This window comes from Pseudomonas sp. Leaf127 (assembly GCF_001423155.1).
GTDB classification, from domain to species: Bacteria; Pseudomonadota; Gammaproteobacteria; order Pseudomonadales; family Pseudomonadaceae; genus Aquipseudomonas; species Aquipseudomonas ovata.
Genome location: NZ_LMOA01000021.1, coordinates 607,228 through 622,177 on the forward strand (window position 1 = coordinate 607,228; position 14,950 = coordinate 622,177).

At 62.1% G+C, this 14,950-nt stretch carries 15 protein-coding genes; 6 read left to right on the top strand and 9 right to left on the bottom strand.

The genetic code is table 11. The features are described from left to right. Positions 1 to 4: 4 nt before the first annotated feature. The gene (locus ASF84_RS16090) at positions 5 to 589 is read left to right on the top strand and encodes a GNAT family N-acetyltransferase (protein ID WP_056839815.1); all 585 of its coding nucleotides are present in this window, start codon (positions 5 to 7) and stop codon (positions 587 to 589) included. Between the two features lie 3 nt (positions 590 to 592). Here ASF84_RS16090 and ASF84_RS16095 read toward each other — a convergent pair whose 3' ends face one another. Further along, positions 593 to 865 carry a hypothetical protein gene (locus ASF84_RS16095; protein ID WP_056839816.1) on the bottom strand — a complete coding sequence of 91 codons (273 nt, stop codon included), beginning with the start codon at positions 863 to 865 and terminating at the stop codon, positions 593 to 595. Between the two features lie 197 nt (positions 866 to 1,062). After that, positions 1,063 to 2,628 (bottom strand): TerC family protein, encoded by a 1,566-nt coding sequence (locus ASF84_RS16100; RefSeq protein ID WP_056839817.1) that lies wholly within the window; start codon positions 2,626 to 2,628, stop codon positions 1,063 to 1,065. A gap of 617 nt (positions 2,629 to 3,245) precedes the next feature. Here ASF84_RS16100 and ASF84_RS16105 point away from each other — a divergent pair. From ASF84_RS16105 to moaA, 4 genes are all read left to right on the top strand, one after another. Then, positions 3,246 to 3,530 (top strand): hypothetical protein, encoded by a 285-nt coding sequence (locus ASF84_RS16105; RefSeq protein ID WP_056839818.1) that lies wholly within the window; start codon positions 3,246 to 3,248, stop codon positions 3,528 to 3,530. Positions 3,531 to 3,677: 147 nt separating this feature from the next. Next, positions 3,678 to 4,376, top strand: coding sequence for a YoaK family protein (locus ASF84_RS16110; protein WP_056840172.1), 699 nt, complete (start codon positions 3,678 to 3,680; stop codon positions 4,374 to 4,376). A 59-nt stretch (positions 4,377 to 4,435) separates the two neighbouring features. Continuing rightward, positions 4,436 to 5,377 (top strand): class I SAM-dependent methyltransferase, encoded by a 942-nt coding sequence (locus ASF84_RS16115; protein ID WP_056840173.1) that lies wholly within the window; start codon positions 4,436 to 4,438, stop codon positions 5,375 to 5,377. Positions 5,378 to 5,501: 124 nt separating this feature from the next. Continuing rightward, complete coding sequence (moaA, locus tag ASF84_RS16120) at positions 5,502 to 6,500, top strand: GTP 3',8-cyclase MoaA (protein WP_056839819.1); 999 nt, start codon at positions 5,502 to 5,504, stop codon at positions 6,498 to 6,500. A 212-nt stretch (positions 6,501 to 6,712) separates the two neighbouring features. Here moaA and ASF84_RS16125 read toward each other — a convergent pair whose 3' ends face one another. The 6 genes from ASF84_RS16125 to poxB all read right to left on the bottom strand — a co-directional run bounded on the left by ASF84_RS16125 (position 6,713) and on the right by poxB (position 13,938). Further along, positions 6,713 to 7,021 (bottom strand): hypothetical protein, encoded by a 309-nt coding sequence (locus tag ASF84_RS16125; RefSeq protein ID WP_056839820.1) that lies wholly within the window; start codon positions 7,019 to 7,021, stop codon positions 6,713 to 6,715. Between the two features lie 526 nt (positions 7,022 to 7,547). Then, positions 7,548 to 8,180 carry an isochorismate family cysteine hydrolase YcaC gene (gene ycaC, locus ASF84_RS16130; RefSeq protein ID WP_056839821.1) on the bottom strand — a complete coding sequence of 211 codons (633 nt, stop codon included), beginning with the start codon at positions 8,178 to 8,180 and terminating at the stop codon, positions 7,548 to 7,550. A 75-nt stretch (positions 8,181 to 8,255) separates the two neighbouring features. Continuing rightward, entirely contained in the window at positions 8,256 to 10,097 is a 1,842-nt protein-coding gene (locus ASF84_RS16135) for an amidohydrolase (RefSeq protein ID WP_056840174.1), read from the bottom strand. Between the two features lie 147 nt (positions 10,098 to 10,244). Beyond that, a complete protein-coding gene (locus ASF84_RS16140; protein WP_056839822.1) occupies positions 10,245 to 10,859 on the bottom strand; it encodes an antibiotic biosynthesis monooxygenase in 615 nt (204 codons plus the stop codon). A 122-nt stretch (positions 10,860 to 10,981) separates the two neighbouring features. Further along, complete coding sequence (locus ASF84_RS16145) at positions 10,982 to 11,899, bottom strand: LysR substrate-binding domain-containing protein (RefSeq protein ID WP_056839823.1); 918 nt, start codon at positions 11,897 to 11,899, stop codon at positions 10,982 to 10,984. Between the two features lie 320 nt (positions 11,900 to 12,219). Then, positions 12,220 to 13,938 (bottom strand): ubiquinone-dependent pyruvate dehydrogenase, encoded by a 1,719-nt coding sequence (poxB, locus tag ASF84_RS16150; protein ID WP_056839824.1) that lies wholly within the window; start codon positions 13,936 to 13,938, stop codon positions 12,220 to 12,222. Positions 13,939 to 14,157: 219 nt separating this feature from the next. Here poxB and ASF84_RS16155 point away from each other — a divergent pair, with 219 nt between their 5' ends. Next, positions 14,158 to 14,469 (top strand): RcnB family protein, encoded by a 312-nt coding sequence (locus tag ASF84_RS16155; RefSeq protein WP_082481636.1) that lies wholly within the window; start codon positions 14,158 to 14,160, stop codon positions 14,467 to 14,469. A 79-nt stretch (positions 14,470 to 14,548) separates the two neighbouring features. Here ASF84_RS16155 and ASF84_RS16160 read toward each other — a convergent pair whose 3' ends face one another. Then, positions 14,549 to 14,950, bottom strand: a complete 402-nt coding sequence (locus tag ASF84_RS16160; protein WP_056839826.1) for an ExbD/TolR family protein — start codon at positions 14,948 to 14,950, stop codon at positions 14,549 to 14,551.

Here is a 14,950-nt window from a genome sequence, read left to right on the forward strand (position 1 = left end):
CGACATGATTGACATCCGCCCCATGACCGCCGCTGACTTCGAGCGTTTCTGGCCGACCTTCAAGGCGGTTGTCCAGGCCCAGGAAACCTATGCCTACGACCCCGCCTTGAGCCTGGAGCAGGCCCGTGAGCTGTGGCTGAAGCTGCCGCAACACACCCTGGTCGCCGAGCAGGACGGTGAACTGCTGGGCAGTTACTACCTCAAGGCCAACGCCGCAGGCCCCGGCAATCATGTATGCAACTGCGGCTACATGGTCAGCGAAGCAGCCCGCGGTCGCGGTGTGGCGCGCCTGATGTGCGAGCACTCCCAGCAACTGGCGCGTGACAACGGCTTTCTGGCCATGCAATTCAATTCGGTGGTGGCGAGCAATACCGTCGCCGTGGCGCTGTGGACCGCGCTGGGGTTCGATACCGTCGGCCGCCTGCCCCGCGCCTATCGGCATGCCCGGCTGGGGCTGGTCGATTGCCTGGTGATGTTCAAATGGCTGGGTGAAACACCCGCTGCCGTGCGCGAATCCGAGCCGCAGCGCACGCTGCTGATCGGGCGCAAGAACATCGAGTCGGTGGTCTCGCGCCCGCGGCGGCGTTAAGCGTCACTCCTTGACTTCGCTCAAGGCGAACCGCCGTCCCTTGGTATCACGCACCTCATTGCCTTCGATCCAGGCCATGGTGTAACCGTCATGGTCGACCAGCCGTTGCGGCGTGCCCAGGCTCAGGGTGCCGATCTCGCCGCTCCAGTCGCGGCGGGGGTCGTGTTCCAGGTAGGCATAGACTTTGCGCTCGCGGATGCGCCACACCGGCAGCGACTTGGGGGTGGAGATCACGTCATAGGTCAGGTTGGGATTGAAAACGATAGCGGCAGTCATGACAGGCTCCGTGCGGTTGAGTGGCTGACTGCACGTTGAAGCCACAGGATGACGCAGGATAGACCAGGCTTATGCTTTTTGGTTGAGCGAAGGCGACCAACAGCACACCGCCGGCGTTAGCGGTGTTTGAGTCGCCGCTGGAAGGGCTTGGACAAGACAGCCCGGCCTTGATGGCCAGGCTGTCTGACAGCAATGAATCAGCCTGCAGCGCCAGGGCGTTGCAACAGCACCTGCGTGACCCGGCGCTCTTCGACGCCCACCACTTGCAGGTCCCAGCCTTGATGCTCCAGGCGATCACCGATCACCGGCAACCGGTCCAGCAGGCTCATCACCATGCCGGCCAGGGTCTGGTAATCCTCGGTGGCAGGGGCCTGGAAGCCGGTGCGTTCGCGGATCAGGCTGAGGTTCAGCGCCCCCGACACCAGGAAGTCCCCGCCCTGCTCCACGATGCCGGGGCCGACCATTTCACTGGCGTCCGGCAACTGGCCGGCAATCGACTCCAGAATGTCGGTCATGCTCAGGATGCCGATGAAGTCGCCGAACTCATTGACCACAAAAGCAATGTGCGTCGATTCCTTGCGCATCTGCTCCAGCGCATTGAGGATCGTGAAGTGTTCGAGCAGGTTGATGGCCTTGCGTGCCATCAGCTTCATGTCCGGCTCATTGCCACCGAGCAACTCACCCAGCAGTTCCTTCTTGTGCACATAGCCCAGCGGTTCATCGATGCCCCCCTCGCCCACCAGCGGCAGGCGCGACACGGACGAGTGCATCAGCTTGAGACGGACCTTGTCGGCATCGTCCCTCAAGTCCAGGTAATCGACCTCGGCACGCGGGGTCATGATCGAACGGATCGGTCGTTCGGCCAGTTGCAGCACGCCACTGATCATCACCCGCTCGCGACGATCGAACAGCACCGCCTCGCCGTTGCCAGTGTCGCCCAGCATGTCGCTGATCTCCTCGTCGACTTCGCCGTCCTCAAGCTTGCGTCCGCCCAGCAGGCGCATCACCGCATGGGCGGCCCGCTCACGGCGCGGCAGCGAACCATGGGCCGACGCCTTGCGACGCTTGCGCGCGATCTGGTTGAACACCTCGATCAGGATCGAGAAACCGATCGCCGCGTACAGGTAGCCCTTGGGAATATGGAACCCCAGGCCTTCGGCGGTGAGGCTGAAGCCGATCATCATCAGGAAGCCCAGGCACAGCATGATCACCGTCGGGTGGCTGTTGACGAACTTGGTCAACGGCTTGCTGGCGACGATCATCAGGCCGATCGAAATGATCACCGCGATCATCATCACCGACAGGTGCTCGACCATGCCTACCGCCGTGATCACCGCATCAAGCGAGAACACCGCATCAAGCACCACGATCTGCGCCACGATGGGCCAGAACAAGGCATAGGCACCGTTGGCGGCACGCTGGCTGACATGGCCTTCCAGGCGTTCGTGCAATTCCATGGTGGCCTTGAACAACAGGAACACACCACCGAACAGCATGATCAGGTCACGGCCCGAGAAACTGTGGTCGAACACCTCGAACAACGGCTCGGTCAGGGTCACCATCCAGGAAATACTTGCCAGCAGGCCCAGGCGCATCAGCAGGGCCAGGGTCAGGCCGATCACCCGCGCCTTGTCACGCTGGTGCGGCGGCAGCTTGTCGGCCAGGATGGCAATGAACACCAGGTTATCAATCCCCAGGACCAGTTCCAGCACAATAAGGGTCAACAGGCCCAGCCAGGCCGTGGGGTCAGCAATCCATTCCATTTATTCAGTTCTTCTTGTCAGTCAAAAGGGAGGCAAACGTCAGCGCACGACGCACAAGGGTCGGGCTTTGCTCAAGGCAAGAGACACATGAAAAGCTGAGCGGACGGCACAGGGCTGTGCCTGATCGGGAAAATTCGCCAGCGCGGCGGCGAAGTATCGGCAAACGCAAAGGAGTGCGCTGGCGGCGATGGGGAGGCTCCTGGAGGGTGTTCATAAGGTCCTGAAATCAATTACGGAATCGAATCCTACAATACCCGGTAACTTTTCTTAATCCGAAGAAGTATTACAAGGATTGACGCAGGCACTCTGCCACTTCGTGGCGGCAGCGCCCGCCCCGTGGCGATTTGCCGCAGCCCCGGGCGTGCCAGTTGTCCGACAACGACGCATTGGTGCTGGCCTTTACGGTTTTTTTTGTTCTAAAATGTTGCAATAGCGACAAGCACAGGCACAAGCGAACCTTGATCCCCGCGTGGATCATCGAATGCGAACCCTGAAGACTTGATCCACTTATAAAAAGAAAGCCCGTCCATGACGGGCTTTTTTCGTTTTCAGCTTTTGTCCGCGACCTTTGCCGATGGCATCGCGGCACCTTTTCCATCACCTTGAGGCTCTTTATCATGCTGCGGTACGTTGTAATCCACCTGTTCCAATGGCTGAAGCGCTTTTCCTCGGTACAGGATCCCCGCCACCATGCTGACCTGAAGTATTCGCGCGACTTTACCCGCGAAGAGCAGCGCGCCAACAGCTGGAGCCTGACCACCATCGTGCTGGTCAGTGCGCTGGTCTGCTACAGCCTGGGCGGGCTGGGCTACTACGCCAAGACCCACATCTGGGACACCATGACCGACGTGCAGAAAGAACAGATGGCCCAGGCCATGATTGCCAGCTCGCAGAACCTCTGATCACGCGACCGGCTACATCGACGGGGCAGCCAATGGCTTCCCCGTTTTCATGTGTGCCGGGTAGCGTTACGCCGAGGCTGATTGTCCGGTGACAAATCTGTATCGTTTGCACCCTCTTTGAGCGACAGCCCCGGAGCAGCGCCGATGATGCAGCCTAATACAGCGCCCCCCGTCCCCGGTTATCGCCTGCGGCAGAAAATGCGTGACCGGGTCGGCCTGGCCCTGGCTGCCGGCCTGTCGATGCTGGCCGGCATGACCGATGCCATCGGCTTCATGGCCACCGGTGACTTCGTGTCGTTCATGAGCGGCAACACCACCCGCCTGGCCGTGGCCATCAGCGAGGGCGAGCTGGCGGTCATGGCACGCCTGGCACTGGCCATTGTGATCTTTGTCATCGGCAATGCCCTGGGCATTGTGGTTGCCCGCCTGGGTGGCAGACGGGCCTTGCCGCTGCTGCTGGTCATCGGCGCCCTGCTGTGTGCAGCGGCGCTGCTGCCGGTGCAGGCACATTTGCCGGCGCTGGTGTGCGCCATCCTGGCCATGGGCATGCTCAATGCCGCCGTCGAGCAAGTCAGCGGCATGGCAGTGGGCCTGACCTACGTGACCGGCGCCCTGTCGCGCTTCGGCCGCAGCCTGGGTCGCTGGCTGCTGGGCGAGCGTCGCGCCGGCTGGGTCGTGCAACTGGTGCCCTGGGCCGGTATGTTCGTCGGTGCCGTGCTGGGTGCGCTGCTTGAACATCGGCTGGGCATGGCCGCCCTGCTGGTCAGCGCCGGGCTGGCCTGCGCATTGGGCCTGGTGACGCTGGGTATTCCCCGGCGCTGGCAGCGCTGCTATATGCCACGCTGATTGGCCTGTACAGGATCAATGCGTTTACCATGCGCCCTCGTTTATCAATGACCACTGCCATGACCCCGCAATCGCTCGCCACCCTGCACCAGCACCTGCTCACCGCCCTCGACCCGGCCCCGGCCGAAACCCGTCGCCTGTTCCACGGTCGTGGCCGGGTCTGGCCGGGACTGGAGCACATCACGGTGGACTGGATGCAGGGCGTGGTGCTGGTGGCGCTGTTTCGGGAACCGGCCGAAGCGGAACTGGCCGCCCTCAAGCAACAATTGCTGGAACTGACCCGCTCGGCGCAATGGCAAGGCAGCCAGGCCGAAGCCTTGCTGCTGCAGCATCGCTATTCACCGCAAAGCACCACCGAGTGGCTGCTGGGCGAGCCGTTCGACAGCCGCGTCATCATCGAAAGCGGCTTGCGCTACAAGCTCGATTTCGGCCGCAACCAGAACACCGGGCTGTTTCTGGACATGCGTCTTGGCCGCGACTGGGTGCGTGCCCAGGCCCGCAACAAGCGGGTGCTCAACCTCTTTGCCTACACCTGCGGCTTTTCGGTGGCCGCCGTGGCCGGCGGTGCCGAACACGTGGTCAACCTGGACATGGCCAGGCCGGCCCTGAACCGTGGCCGCGAAAACCACAAGCTCAACGGCCATGACAGGATTCGCGCCAGCTTTCTGGGCCATGACCTGTTCAATTCATGGGGCAAGGTCACCCGCAGCGGCCCGTACGACCTGATCATCATCGACCCGCCGTCGTTCCAGAAAGGCAGCTTCGTGCTCGACAAGGATTACCAGCGGGTCTTGCGCCGCTTGCCGCAGTTGCTCGAACCCGGCGGCAGCGTCCTGGCTTGCATGAACGACCCGGCCATCGGCCAGCAGTTTCTCATCGAGCAGACCGCCCGCGAGGCGCCGCAGTTGAAATTCGTCGAACGCCTGGACAACCCGCCGGAGTTTCCCGACATCAGCGCAGACGGCGGCCTGAAGGCATTGGTGTTTACCCTCACCCCCTGATGCCGCGCCTGGACGGGGCCGCCGGCCATCATCAAGCCGATCGATCATGTTATTGTCACAACCGATTGGACTGTGACGGGGTCCAACACGCAAGCTGGTGCCTGTCATGATTTGCGAGGGTTAAATGGCTGATTCCGTCCTGCTCGACCGCTTTGCGCGCAAGGTCGATTATTTACGCCTGTCGGTGACTGACCGCTGTGATTTTCGCTGCGTGTATTGCATGGCCGAAGACATGACCTTCCTGCCACGCCAGCAGATCCTCAGCCTGGAAGAAATCTTCCAGGTGGCGCAAAGCTTCGTGGCGCTGGGCACGCGCAAGATCCGTCTGACCGGCGGTGAGCCGCTGGTGCGCTCCGGCATCGTCGGCCTGTGCGAGAACATTGCCGCCCTGCCCGGCCTGCGCGAACTGTGCATGACCACTAATGGTTCGCAACTGGGCAAACTGGCCGGGCCGTTGTTCAAGGCCGGGGTCAAGCGCCTGAACATCAGCCTCGACAGCCTGGACCCGCAGCGTTTTCGCGAGCTGACCCGTACCGGCGACCTGCAACAGGTGATCGACGGCATCGATGCCGCCATCGCCGCAGGGTTTGTGCACACCAAGCTCAATTGCGTGGTCATGCAAGGGCGCAACGACCACGAAATCAACGACCTGGTGGCCTTTGCCATCGAACGCGGGCTGGACATCACCTTTATCGAAGAGATGCCACTGGGCTCGATCAGCGAGCACAGCCGCAAGGAGTCGTTCTTTTCCAGCGATCAGGTACGGGCGCGCATTGCCGAACGCTACACGCTGTTGTCGTCCACCGACTCGACCAACGGCCCGTCGCGCTACTGGCGCATCGCCGAAGCCCCGCACAGCCGTATCGGGTTCATTTCACCGCACAGCCATAACTTCTGCGCCACCTGCAACCGGGTGCGCATGACCGTCGAAGGCCGGCTGTTGCTGTGCCTGGGCAATGAACACTCGGCGGATTTGAAAGCGGTGCTGCGCGCCAATCCCGGCCAGCCGCAGGTGCTCGAAGATGCCATCGTCAAGGCCATGCAACTCAAGCCCTGGAGCCATGACTTTCGCATCGATGACGATGTACAGGTAGTGCGGTTCATGAATATGACCGGCGGCTGAGGCACCTGCTCAAATCCCGGAACCGTAAAAGCCAGCAAGGGGGTCCAGATCTATTGAAAGATCACTGCGGCGCCACCTGCTGGCTCTTGGCCAAGAAACTTAGCGCAATCCGCTTCGCTTGTAAAACCTGCGCAACAGACGCTTACATAAACAGGGGCCCGGCCTCCAATGCCAGTGATCGGCACAGACGCCGGGCCCTGTTGTCTTACCGGTCAGGCCACGCGGGCGCTGGGACGTGCCCTGCGCCAGGCCTGGCGCAGCTCGCCGAGCTGGCCTTCGATGAACGCGTCATCGGCGGCCGCCTTCTTGCCCACGTAGCCCAGGCCACGGCGAAACATCTTCACGGCGATGCACAGGTTGCGCTGGGCGGCGCAGAACTCGTGTTCCTGGGTGTAGGGGCTCATCGGGTCCAGGCGAACTTCGCCTGAATGGGTGATCCACAGAATATGGCAGTCCAGCGTGTCTTTGCGCGCAGCAAACAGACGAGCCAGCTCATCAGGGGTCATGTGATTGATAGTCATGGTGATGCTCCTTAGCTCGTTCACTGTTCAATGGACTTGATCGTCGACTTGCACATCGGATCACCGGCGAACGCGACGTTATACGGCGTTCGAGAGGCGACTCCCGGGCTGAAGAAGATGCAGGTAGTCTCAGTGAGAAACCGCTACACCGCCGTGCCGGTTTCAGAGGGGAGATGGCGAAGGCCAAAGACTGGGCTGGCAATCGAGAACCGATCAACCACAAGCACGTCATGAGGTCGTTTCGCCAGCTGCCCGCCTGTCGCGACGTTGGGCCGGTTCATCTTCTTCAATCTGCCTTGTGGGCAGCCTACATCCTGAAACATCCCGACGGCTTGTCGGGACTGTTGAGTACCGCTTTTTCTGCGCTCCCGATCAGGGAGATGGCTGCATCATGCAAAATGAAAAGGCAGGCGTCAACCAATATGTAGTGATTATTTTTTATCACTACATATTGGCGGATATGGCACGGGACAGGCCGGGCGGCGATGCGCCACGACCTGGAAGGGCGGGATAAAGCGCAGGGTGATCAGTGCGAAGCGGTGAACGTCGTGTAGCTGTTGATCAGGTTGCGGTAGTTGGGCAGGCGCTGGGACAGCAGGTTGGCCAGGCCTTCCATGTCGTTGCGCCAGTCGATCTGCAGCTCGCAGGCCACGGCAAACCAGTTCATCAGTTGTGCGCCGGCGGCACTCATGCGCGCCCAGGCGGCCTGCTGCACGGTTTCGTTGAACGTACCGGACGAGTCGGTCACCACGAACACTTCAAAGCCTTCGGCCAGGGCCGAGAGGGTCGGGAACGCCACACACACGTCGGTGACGACACCGGCGATGATCAGTTGCTTGCGACCGGTGGCCTTGACCGCCTTGACGAAGTCTTCGTTGTCCCAGGCATTGATCTGGCCAGGACGGGCGATGTACGGCGCGTCCGGGAACTGGGCCTTGAGTTCCGGCACGATCGGGCCGTTGGGGCCTTGCTCGAAGCTGGTGGTCAGGATGGTCGGCAGGTTGAAGAACTTGGCGATGTCCCCCAGGGCCAGGACATTGTTCTTGAACTCGTTGGGCGAGAAATCCTGGACCAGCGAGATCAGGCCGGTCTGGTGGTCGACCAGCAAAACAACGGCGTCATCCTTGTTCAAGCGCTTGTACGGGGTAGTAGTGCTCATGATTGACTCCTGTGGTTTTCAAAGGGAGCACCGGGTTGCACGGCAACCCGGCGTTTTCACGCAGGTGACACAACATCAGAACGCGAAACACGAACACCCGAAGGCGCCCCAGAAGCCCTGGAAGTCGCTGACCGGGGCATTGGACAGGCGCGCTTTCTCGTGGCTGTGCGAATGCACCTTGCACGGGCCGCTGCACTGGTGAACCTGGGCCAGTACCGGCGAGGCCGGGCGCCAGTGGCCCTGCACCTTGGCCACCGGCGACCAGTCCGGCAGCACGGGAACGCGCTTGGGACCCAGCGGCTCGAAGTCATCGGCGCCGTACACCACCTTGCCATCGACGACGGTCAACACCGACTCGATCCACTTGATGGCTTCAGGCTCGACGCTGAAGAAGTCAGCCGACAGCGCCGAAAGGTCGGCCAACTGGCCCACGCGAATCTGGCCTTTCTTGCCCTGCTCGGACGAGAACCAGGCGCTGCCGTGGGTGAACAGTTCCAGCGCGGTTTCCCGTGGCAAGCCTTCGGGATACAGCTCCAGCCCGCCGACGGTGCGACCGCTGACCATCCAGTACAGCGAGGTCCAGGGGTTGTAGCTCGACACCCGGGTGGCGTCGGTGCCGGCACCCACCGGCACGCCTTCGGCCAGCATGCGCTTGATCGGCGGAGTGGCCTGGGCGGCCTTGGCGCCGTAGCGCTCGACGAAATACTCGCCCTGGAAGGCCATGCGGTCCTGGATCGCGATACCGCCACCCAATGCCCGGACCCGCTCGATGTTGCGCGGGGTAATGGTTTCGCAGTGATCGAAGAACCACGGCAGGCCATTGAACGGAATGTCGCGGTTGACCTTCTCGAACACATCCAGCATGCGGCTGATGGATTCGTCATAGGTGGCGTGCAGGCGGAACGGCCAGCGCTGCTCGACCAGATGGCGCACCACCGGCTCCAGGTCATCTTCCATGCCCTGTACCAGGTCCGGGCGCGGCTCGCGGAAGTCTTCGAAGTCGGCCGCCGAGAAGGTCAACATCTCCCCTGCCCCGTTGTGCCGCAAGAAATCGTCGCCCTGGTGCAGCTTGACGCTGCTGGTCCAGTTCTTGAAGTCGGCCAGTTCTTCCTTGGGCTTCTGGGTGAACAGGTTGTAGGCGATGCGCACGGTCAGCTGTTTTTCGCGGTTGAGCTGTTCGATCACCGCGTAATCGTCAGGGTAGTTCTGGAAACCGCCGCCGGCGTCGATACAGCTGGTGATGCCCAGGCGATTGAGTTCGCGCATGAACTGGCGGGTCGAATTGACCTGATACTCCAGCGGCAGCTTCGGGCCTTTGGCCAGGGTCGCGTACAGGATCATGGCGTTGGGCTTGGCCACCAGCATGCCGGTCGGGTTGCCATTGGCGTCGCGCACAATCTCGCCACCAGGCGGGTTGGGCGTGTCGCGCGTGTAGCCGGCCACGCGCAGGGCGGCGCGGTTGAGCAAAGCGCGGTCATACAGGTGCAGCAGGAACACCGGCGTGTCGGGTGCGGCCTGGTTGATTTCTTCCAGGGTCGGCATGCGCTTTTCGGCGAACTGGAATTCGTTCCAGCCGCCCACCACGCGTACCCACTGCGGGGTCGGTGTGCGGTCGGCCTGGTCCTTGAGCATGCGCAAGGCATCGGCCAGCGACGGCACGCCTTCCCAACGCAGTTCCAGGTTGTAGTTCAGGCCGCCCCGGATCAGGTGCAAGTGCGAGTCGTTGAGGCCCGGGATCACGGTGCGGCCCTTGAGGTCGATGACCTGTGTGGCACTGCCGCGCAAGGCCATGACTTCGGCCTCGCTGCCGACCGCCACAAAGCGCCCGCCACTGATGGCCACCGCACTGGCCGTGGGTTTCTCACGGTCGACCGTGTGGAATTTGCCGTTGAACAGAATCAGCTCGACGTTATTCATCGCAGTTCCTTTGTCAGAAAATTGGGAAGCGCCCGCATGGCCTGCGAACGTGAAGGCAGGCAGCAGCGCCGCCGCTGCACTCAGCAGCGAACTGTTGGCGATAAAGCGCCGGCGCTGCAGGTCGGTCTTGTCGTCATCACTCATCGCTCATTGCCCCTGTTTATCGTTGCCAGGCGCGTTCAGCCAGGCGGCAAACAGCCGCGTGGCAGCGGGCATCATCAGGTAGACCACCAACAGGACGATGGTCAGGGTGATCAGCACGTTGCTCATGAAATACCCCGACAACCAGGGGCTCAGGTGCAGCAACGGCCCCCACAGCATAGGCACCAGCAGGCTCAGCGGCAGGATCACCAGGTAGGACACCACCGCCTGTTTCCAGCGCGGCGGCGGGCCGGCCTGGTCATTTTCGGGGCTGAACCAGAATTCATTGTGCGTGGCCACCTGGGTCTGGTCGCCATCGGCCAGCATCGGTTCGGCCTCACGCAGTAGCTCGCGCCGTTGCTCGGAGTCCAGCCACTGTTGCATGGCGGCCGTGGAGGAAAAGCGCAGCACCGAGGTGAAGGCCTGCAAGCCGCCGGTACGACCGCGCATCACATCGACGCCCAGATGACCGGGCGCCTGGCTGGCAATGCCGACGACACGCCGCAGCCATTGTTCGTATTGCGCTTCAAGACCGGCTTTGGCCCGGTGACGGATCACCAGGGTGACGACTTCATGGGACGGCTCGTGCGCAGGGGCAGCGAGGCTTGAGGGTTCGGACATGACCGGCAGCTCCGTGACACCAGAAAGGGATGCCTGGGCACCCGTGGTTCAAATCGAAGCTGATAGTGCCGCCGTTTGCCTGTCGAGAATTGGACGCATGTGCTGTGTTTGCCGCCACGCCTTTATCCGATGGGCAGCGACGCCGACATGTACTCATGGATCATGCCGCGCAGCCAGCGCTCGGCCGGGTCGTTGTCGTGCACCCCGCTCCAGACCATCGACAACTCGGCCGGCACGATGGGAAACGGCGGGTCTTCGGCGCGCAGCCGGGTGCCGTCGACCAGCGCGCAGGCGGCGTAATCGGGCACGGTGGCGATCATTTCGCTGCCGGCCAGCAAGGCGCGCAAACCATTGAACTGCGGCACCGCCAGCACCACCTTGCGGGTGCGCCCGACCCGGGCCAGGTCCAGATCGATATTGCCCGACAGATCGCCGGAAAACGACACCATGGCGTGCGGTCGCGCGCAGTAATCGTCCAGGCTCAACAGGCCGGGGCGGTCATCGCCACGAATCACCTTGCACGGAATGTCACGCAGCTTCTTGCGCTTGGCGTTGGCCGGCAGTTCCACTGTCCAACTGACGCCCACCGAGATTTCACCCGAGGCCAGCAACGCCGGCAGCAGCAGGTAATTGGCCCGGCGAATCACAATGATGACGCCGGGTGCTTCGGCCTGCAGACGCGCCAGCAACAGTGGCAGCAAGCCGAATTCGGCATCGTCCGACAGGCCGATGCGAAATACGTCGGTACTGGAAGCCGGGTCGAAATCCTTGGCGCGGCTGACCGCGCCGGAAATGGTGTCCAGCGCCGGGCGAATTTCCTTGAGAATGTCCAGCGCCCGCGCCGTGGGCTCCATGGCGCGCCCATTGCGCAACAGCAATGGGTCGTCGAACAGATCGCGCAAGCGCCCCAGCGCCGCGCTGACGGCCGGCTGGCCGATAAACAGTTTCTCGGCCACCCGGGTCAGGTTGCGCTCGAACATCAGCGCTTCGAAAATCACCAACAGATTGAGATCGACACGGCGCAGGTCGTTACGGTTCATGGTTCGGGACTCTGAGGGTCAAAGACAGGACTTTGCCATCAGTAGGCACGAAACCGCCGGGCTGCGCTTGTACCTGTGTGCGCTTCTTGTGCAATGCGGACGGCCCATCGGCGCGGCCCCTTGTAGGAGCGCGCTTGCCGGAATGCCGGACCACCGCGACCGGCTGCGTTAGCAGTCGTAAATTCGTGGCGTTTCATAGATCCCTGATGGGTTCGCAGTCGTAAATTTTCAGCGGCTACACAATTTCTGCGAGCGCTGCGCACTCGGTCGCGGTGGTCCGGCATTCCGGCAGAGCGCGCTCCAAGGTCATGCAACCCTCATCAGCGCAGATTGGTCTTGGCCAGCTCCAGCACTTCGCTGCCGCGCCCGCTCATCACCGCCTTGAGCATGTACAGGCTGAAGCCCTTGGCCTGCGCCAGCTTGATCTTCGGCGGCATGGCCAGCTCCTGCTTGGCGACCACCACATCGAGCAACACCGGCCCCGGATGATCGAACGCCTTGCGCAAGGCGCCCGGCAGGTCCTGGGCGTTCTCGACCCGGATACCCAGAATCCCCGCGCCCAATGCGATGCCGGCATAGTGCGTCGGATTGAGGTCGGTGCCGAACGGCACATAGCCGCCCGCTTTCATCTCCATGTCAACGAATCCCAGCGAGCTGTTATTGAACACAATCAGCTTGATGGGCATGTTCAACTGGCGAATGGTCAGCAGATCACCCATCAGCATCGACAAGCCGCCATCGCCGCACAGTGCCACCACCTGTCGCTCAGGATGCTCGGCCTGGGCGCCCAGCGCCTGGGGCATGGCGTTGGCCATCGAGCCGTGGTTGAACGAACCGATCAGGTTGCGCTTGCCGTTCATCGACAGGTAGCGCGCCGCCCACAGCGTCGGCGTACCAACGTCAACGGTAAACAGCGCATCGTCCGCCGCCAGTTGGTCGACCATGCGCGTGAGGTACTGCGGATGAATCGGCTGACCGGCCGGGGTCGGGGTCGCCAGTTCATCCAGTTCGGCACGGGATTTGGCATAGTGCTTGAGCGCCTTGTCGAGAAAGCGCCGGTCGGCATGCGGCTTGAGCCGGGGCAGCAAGGCATCGAGGGTTTCGCCCACGCCCCCCACCAAGCCCAGGTGCACCGGCACGCGACGGCCGATCTGGGTCGGGTCCAGGTCGATCTGCACGATGCGCGCTTTATCCGGGTAGAAATTGCGGTAGGGAAAACTGCTGCCCAGGATCACCAGCGTGTCGCAGGCCATCATGGCATGGTAGCCGGAGCTGAAACCGATCAGGCCGGTCATGCCGACATCGAACGGGTTGTCGTATTCGATGTACTGCTTGCCACGCAGGGCATGCACCACGGGTGCGTTGAGACGTTCGGCCAGGGCCACCACCTGTTCATGGGCGCCGGCACAACCCGCGCCGCACAACAGGGTCACCGCTTTACTGGAGTCAAGCAGTTCGGTCAGGGCCTGCAGGTCAGACTCGGCCGGGACCACTGTCGACTGCCGGGGCTCGACCTTGCTCAAGGGCACGTCGGGCGCCGCCTGCAGAGCCACATCGCCCGGAATCACGATCACCGCCACGCCTTTCTGGCCGATGGCGGCGCGCATTGCACGCTCCAGCACCCGTGGAAACTGGTCCGGGTCGCTGACCATTTCCACGAAGTGACTGCACTCCTTGAACAGTTCCTGCGGATGGGTTTCCTGAAAGTAATCCAGGCCGATTTCGGTGGACGGGATGTGCGCGGCAATCGCCAGCACCGGCACGCGGCTGCGATGGCAGTCGTAAAGGCCATTGATCAAATGCAGGTTGCCCGGTCCGCAGCTGCCGGCGCACACCGCCAGGGTGCCGCTGGACGCCGCCTGCGCACCCGCGGCGAAGGCGGCGACTTCTTCATGGCGGGTGTGCATCCAGCGAATCTTGCCCATGCGTTGCAGGCTGTCGCTCAAGCCGTTGAGGCTGTCGCCGGACACCCCCCAGATATGGGTGACGCCGGAGGCAGCGAGGCTTTGCGCAAGATGGTCGGCAATGGTCCTGGACATGCAGGTCTCCTTGAAAGCAATGGGATTCAGGGTCTGCTGTGGTCGACCCCCGCACCTTGCCATCAGTTCAGAAAAGCTGCGTTGTGTCGTTCAGGTCTAGAAAAACCTGCCTGTCAGAAGGGGTTTATGCAGATGGGCGGAATGATTTGCGCACCCGCCTGTCCGACTTAACAGGCATGGCATACAGCCGCCATCATGTAGACCGATAGGGAGATACCCATGAAAAAGACTTCGATGTTCGCCGCCCTCCTTCTGGCTGGCAGCCTGTGTGGCGCCACCCTGAGCGTACAGGCCCAACAGGCCGAAGCCGAGCCCAAGGGTGGCTCACTGCACCCGGCCGAAATCAAGGTGGGCGAGAAAGCGCCTGAAGAAGCTGATCGCAAGAGCGAGGCCATCGACTGGAAAAAAGCCGGCCTGACCGAACCGGAAAAGGAAAGCCAGTGGGTCAAGCATGACAACCAGTACCTGCGCGTGCAGATCACCAATGGCCGGATCATGGAAATCGTGCCGGTCAAACAGACCAAGAAATAAACAGGCCCGCAAAAAAAGGCCGCCCCCTATGCCTTACCGGGACGGCCTGAAGCTCACTGTCTTGAAGGGATGACCCGGCTTATTTGGCCGTGATCACCGACAACTTGGTAATGCCGGCCCGTTCGATAGACGCCATGGCACGCGCCACTTCGCCATAATTCACGCCATCATCGGCCTGCAACTGGACCCGCACCTGTGGGTCCTTGTTCTTGGCCGCCTGCAGGTTGGTTTCCAGCAGGTCGGCCTTGATCTCGTCCTTGTTGATGAACACCTTGCCGCTGCCATCGATGCTCACCACCAACGGGTCTTTCTGTTCGGCCGGGGCCACCGCCTCGGTCTTGGGCAGGTTGATCGGGATCGAATTGGTCAGCAGCGGCGCGGTGACAATGAACACCACCAGCAGCACCAGCATGACGTCGACCAGCGGTGTGACGTTGATCTCGCTGAGTACTTCATCGCTGTCCTGGGTTGAAAAGGCCAT

Coding starts and splice junctions, on each gene's coding strand:
- ASF84_RS16090 (WP_056839815.1), top strand. CDS start 5: ATGATTGACATCCGCCCCATGACCGCCGCTGACTTCGAGCGTTTCTGG.
- poxB (WP_056839824.1), bottom strand. CDS start 13,938: ATGTCCAGGACCATTGCCGACCATCTTGCGCAAAGCCTCGCTGCCTCC.
- ASF84_RS16155 (WP_082481636.1), top strand. CDS start 14,158: ATGAAAAAGACTTCGATGTTCGCCGCCCTCCTTCTGGCTGGCAGCCTG.
- moaA (WP_056839819.1), top strand. CDS start 5,502: ATGGCTGATTCCGTCCTGCTCGACCGCTTTGCGCGCAAGGTCGATTAT.
- ASF84_RS16140 (WP_056839822.1), bottom strand. CDS start 10,859: ATGTCCGAACCCTCAAGCCTCGCTGCCCCTGCGCACGAGCCGTCCCAT.
- ASF84_RS16160 (WP_056839826.1), bottom strand. CDS start 14,950: ATGGCCTTTTCAACCCAGGACAGCGATGAAGTACTCAGCGAGATCAAC.
- ASF84_RS16135 (WP_056840174.1), bottom strand. CDS start 10,097: ATGAATAACGTCGAGCTGATTCTGTTCAACGGCAAATTCCACACGGTC.
- ASF84_RS16095 (WP_056839816.1), bottom strand. CDS start 865: ATGACTGCCGCTATCGTTTTCAATCCCAACCTGACCTATGACGTGATC.
- ASF84_RS16115 (WP_056840173.1), top strand. CDS start 4,436: ATGACCCCGCAATCGCTCGCCACCCTGCACCAGCACCTGCTCACCGCC.
- ycaC (WP_056839821.1), bottom strand. CDS start 8,180: ATGAGCACTACTACCCCGTACAAGCGCTTGAACAAGGATGACGCCGTT.
- ASF84_RS16145 (WP_056839823.1), bottom strand. CDS start 11,899: ATGAACCGTAACGACCTGCGCCGTGTCGATCTCAATCTGTTGGTGATT.
- ASF84_RS16125 (WP_056839820.1), bottom strand. CDS start 7,021: ATGACTATCAATCACATGACCCCTGATGAGCTGGCTCGTCTGTTTGCT.
- ASF84_RS16105 (WP_056839818.1), top strand. CDS start 3,246: ATGCTGCGGTACGTTGTAATCCACCTGTTCCAATGGCTGAAGCGCTTT.
- ASF84_RS16110 (WP_056840172.1), top strand. CDS start 3,678: ATGCAGCCTAATACAGCGCCCCCCGTCCCCGGTTATCGCCTGCGGCAG.
- ASF84_RS16100 (WP_056839817.1), bottom strand. CDS start 2,628: ATGGAATGGATTGCTGACCCCACGGCCTGGCTGGGCCTGTTGACCCTT.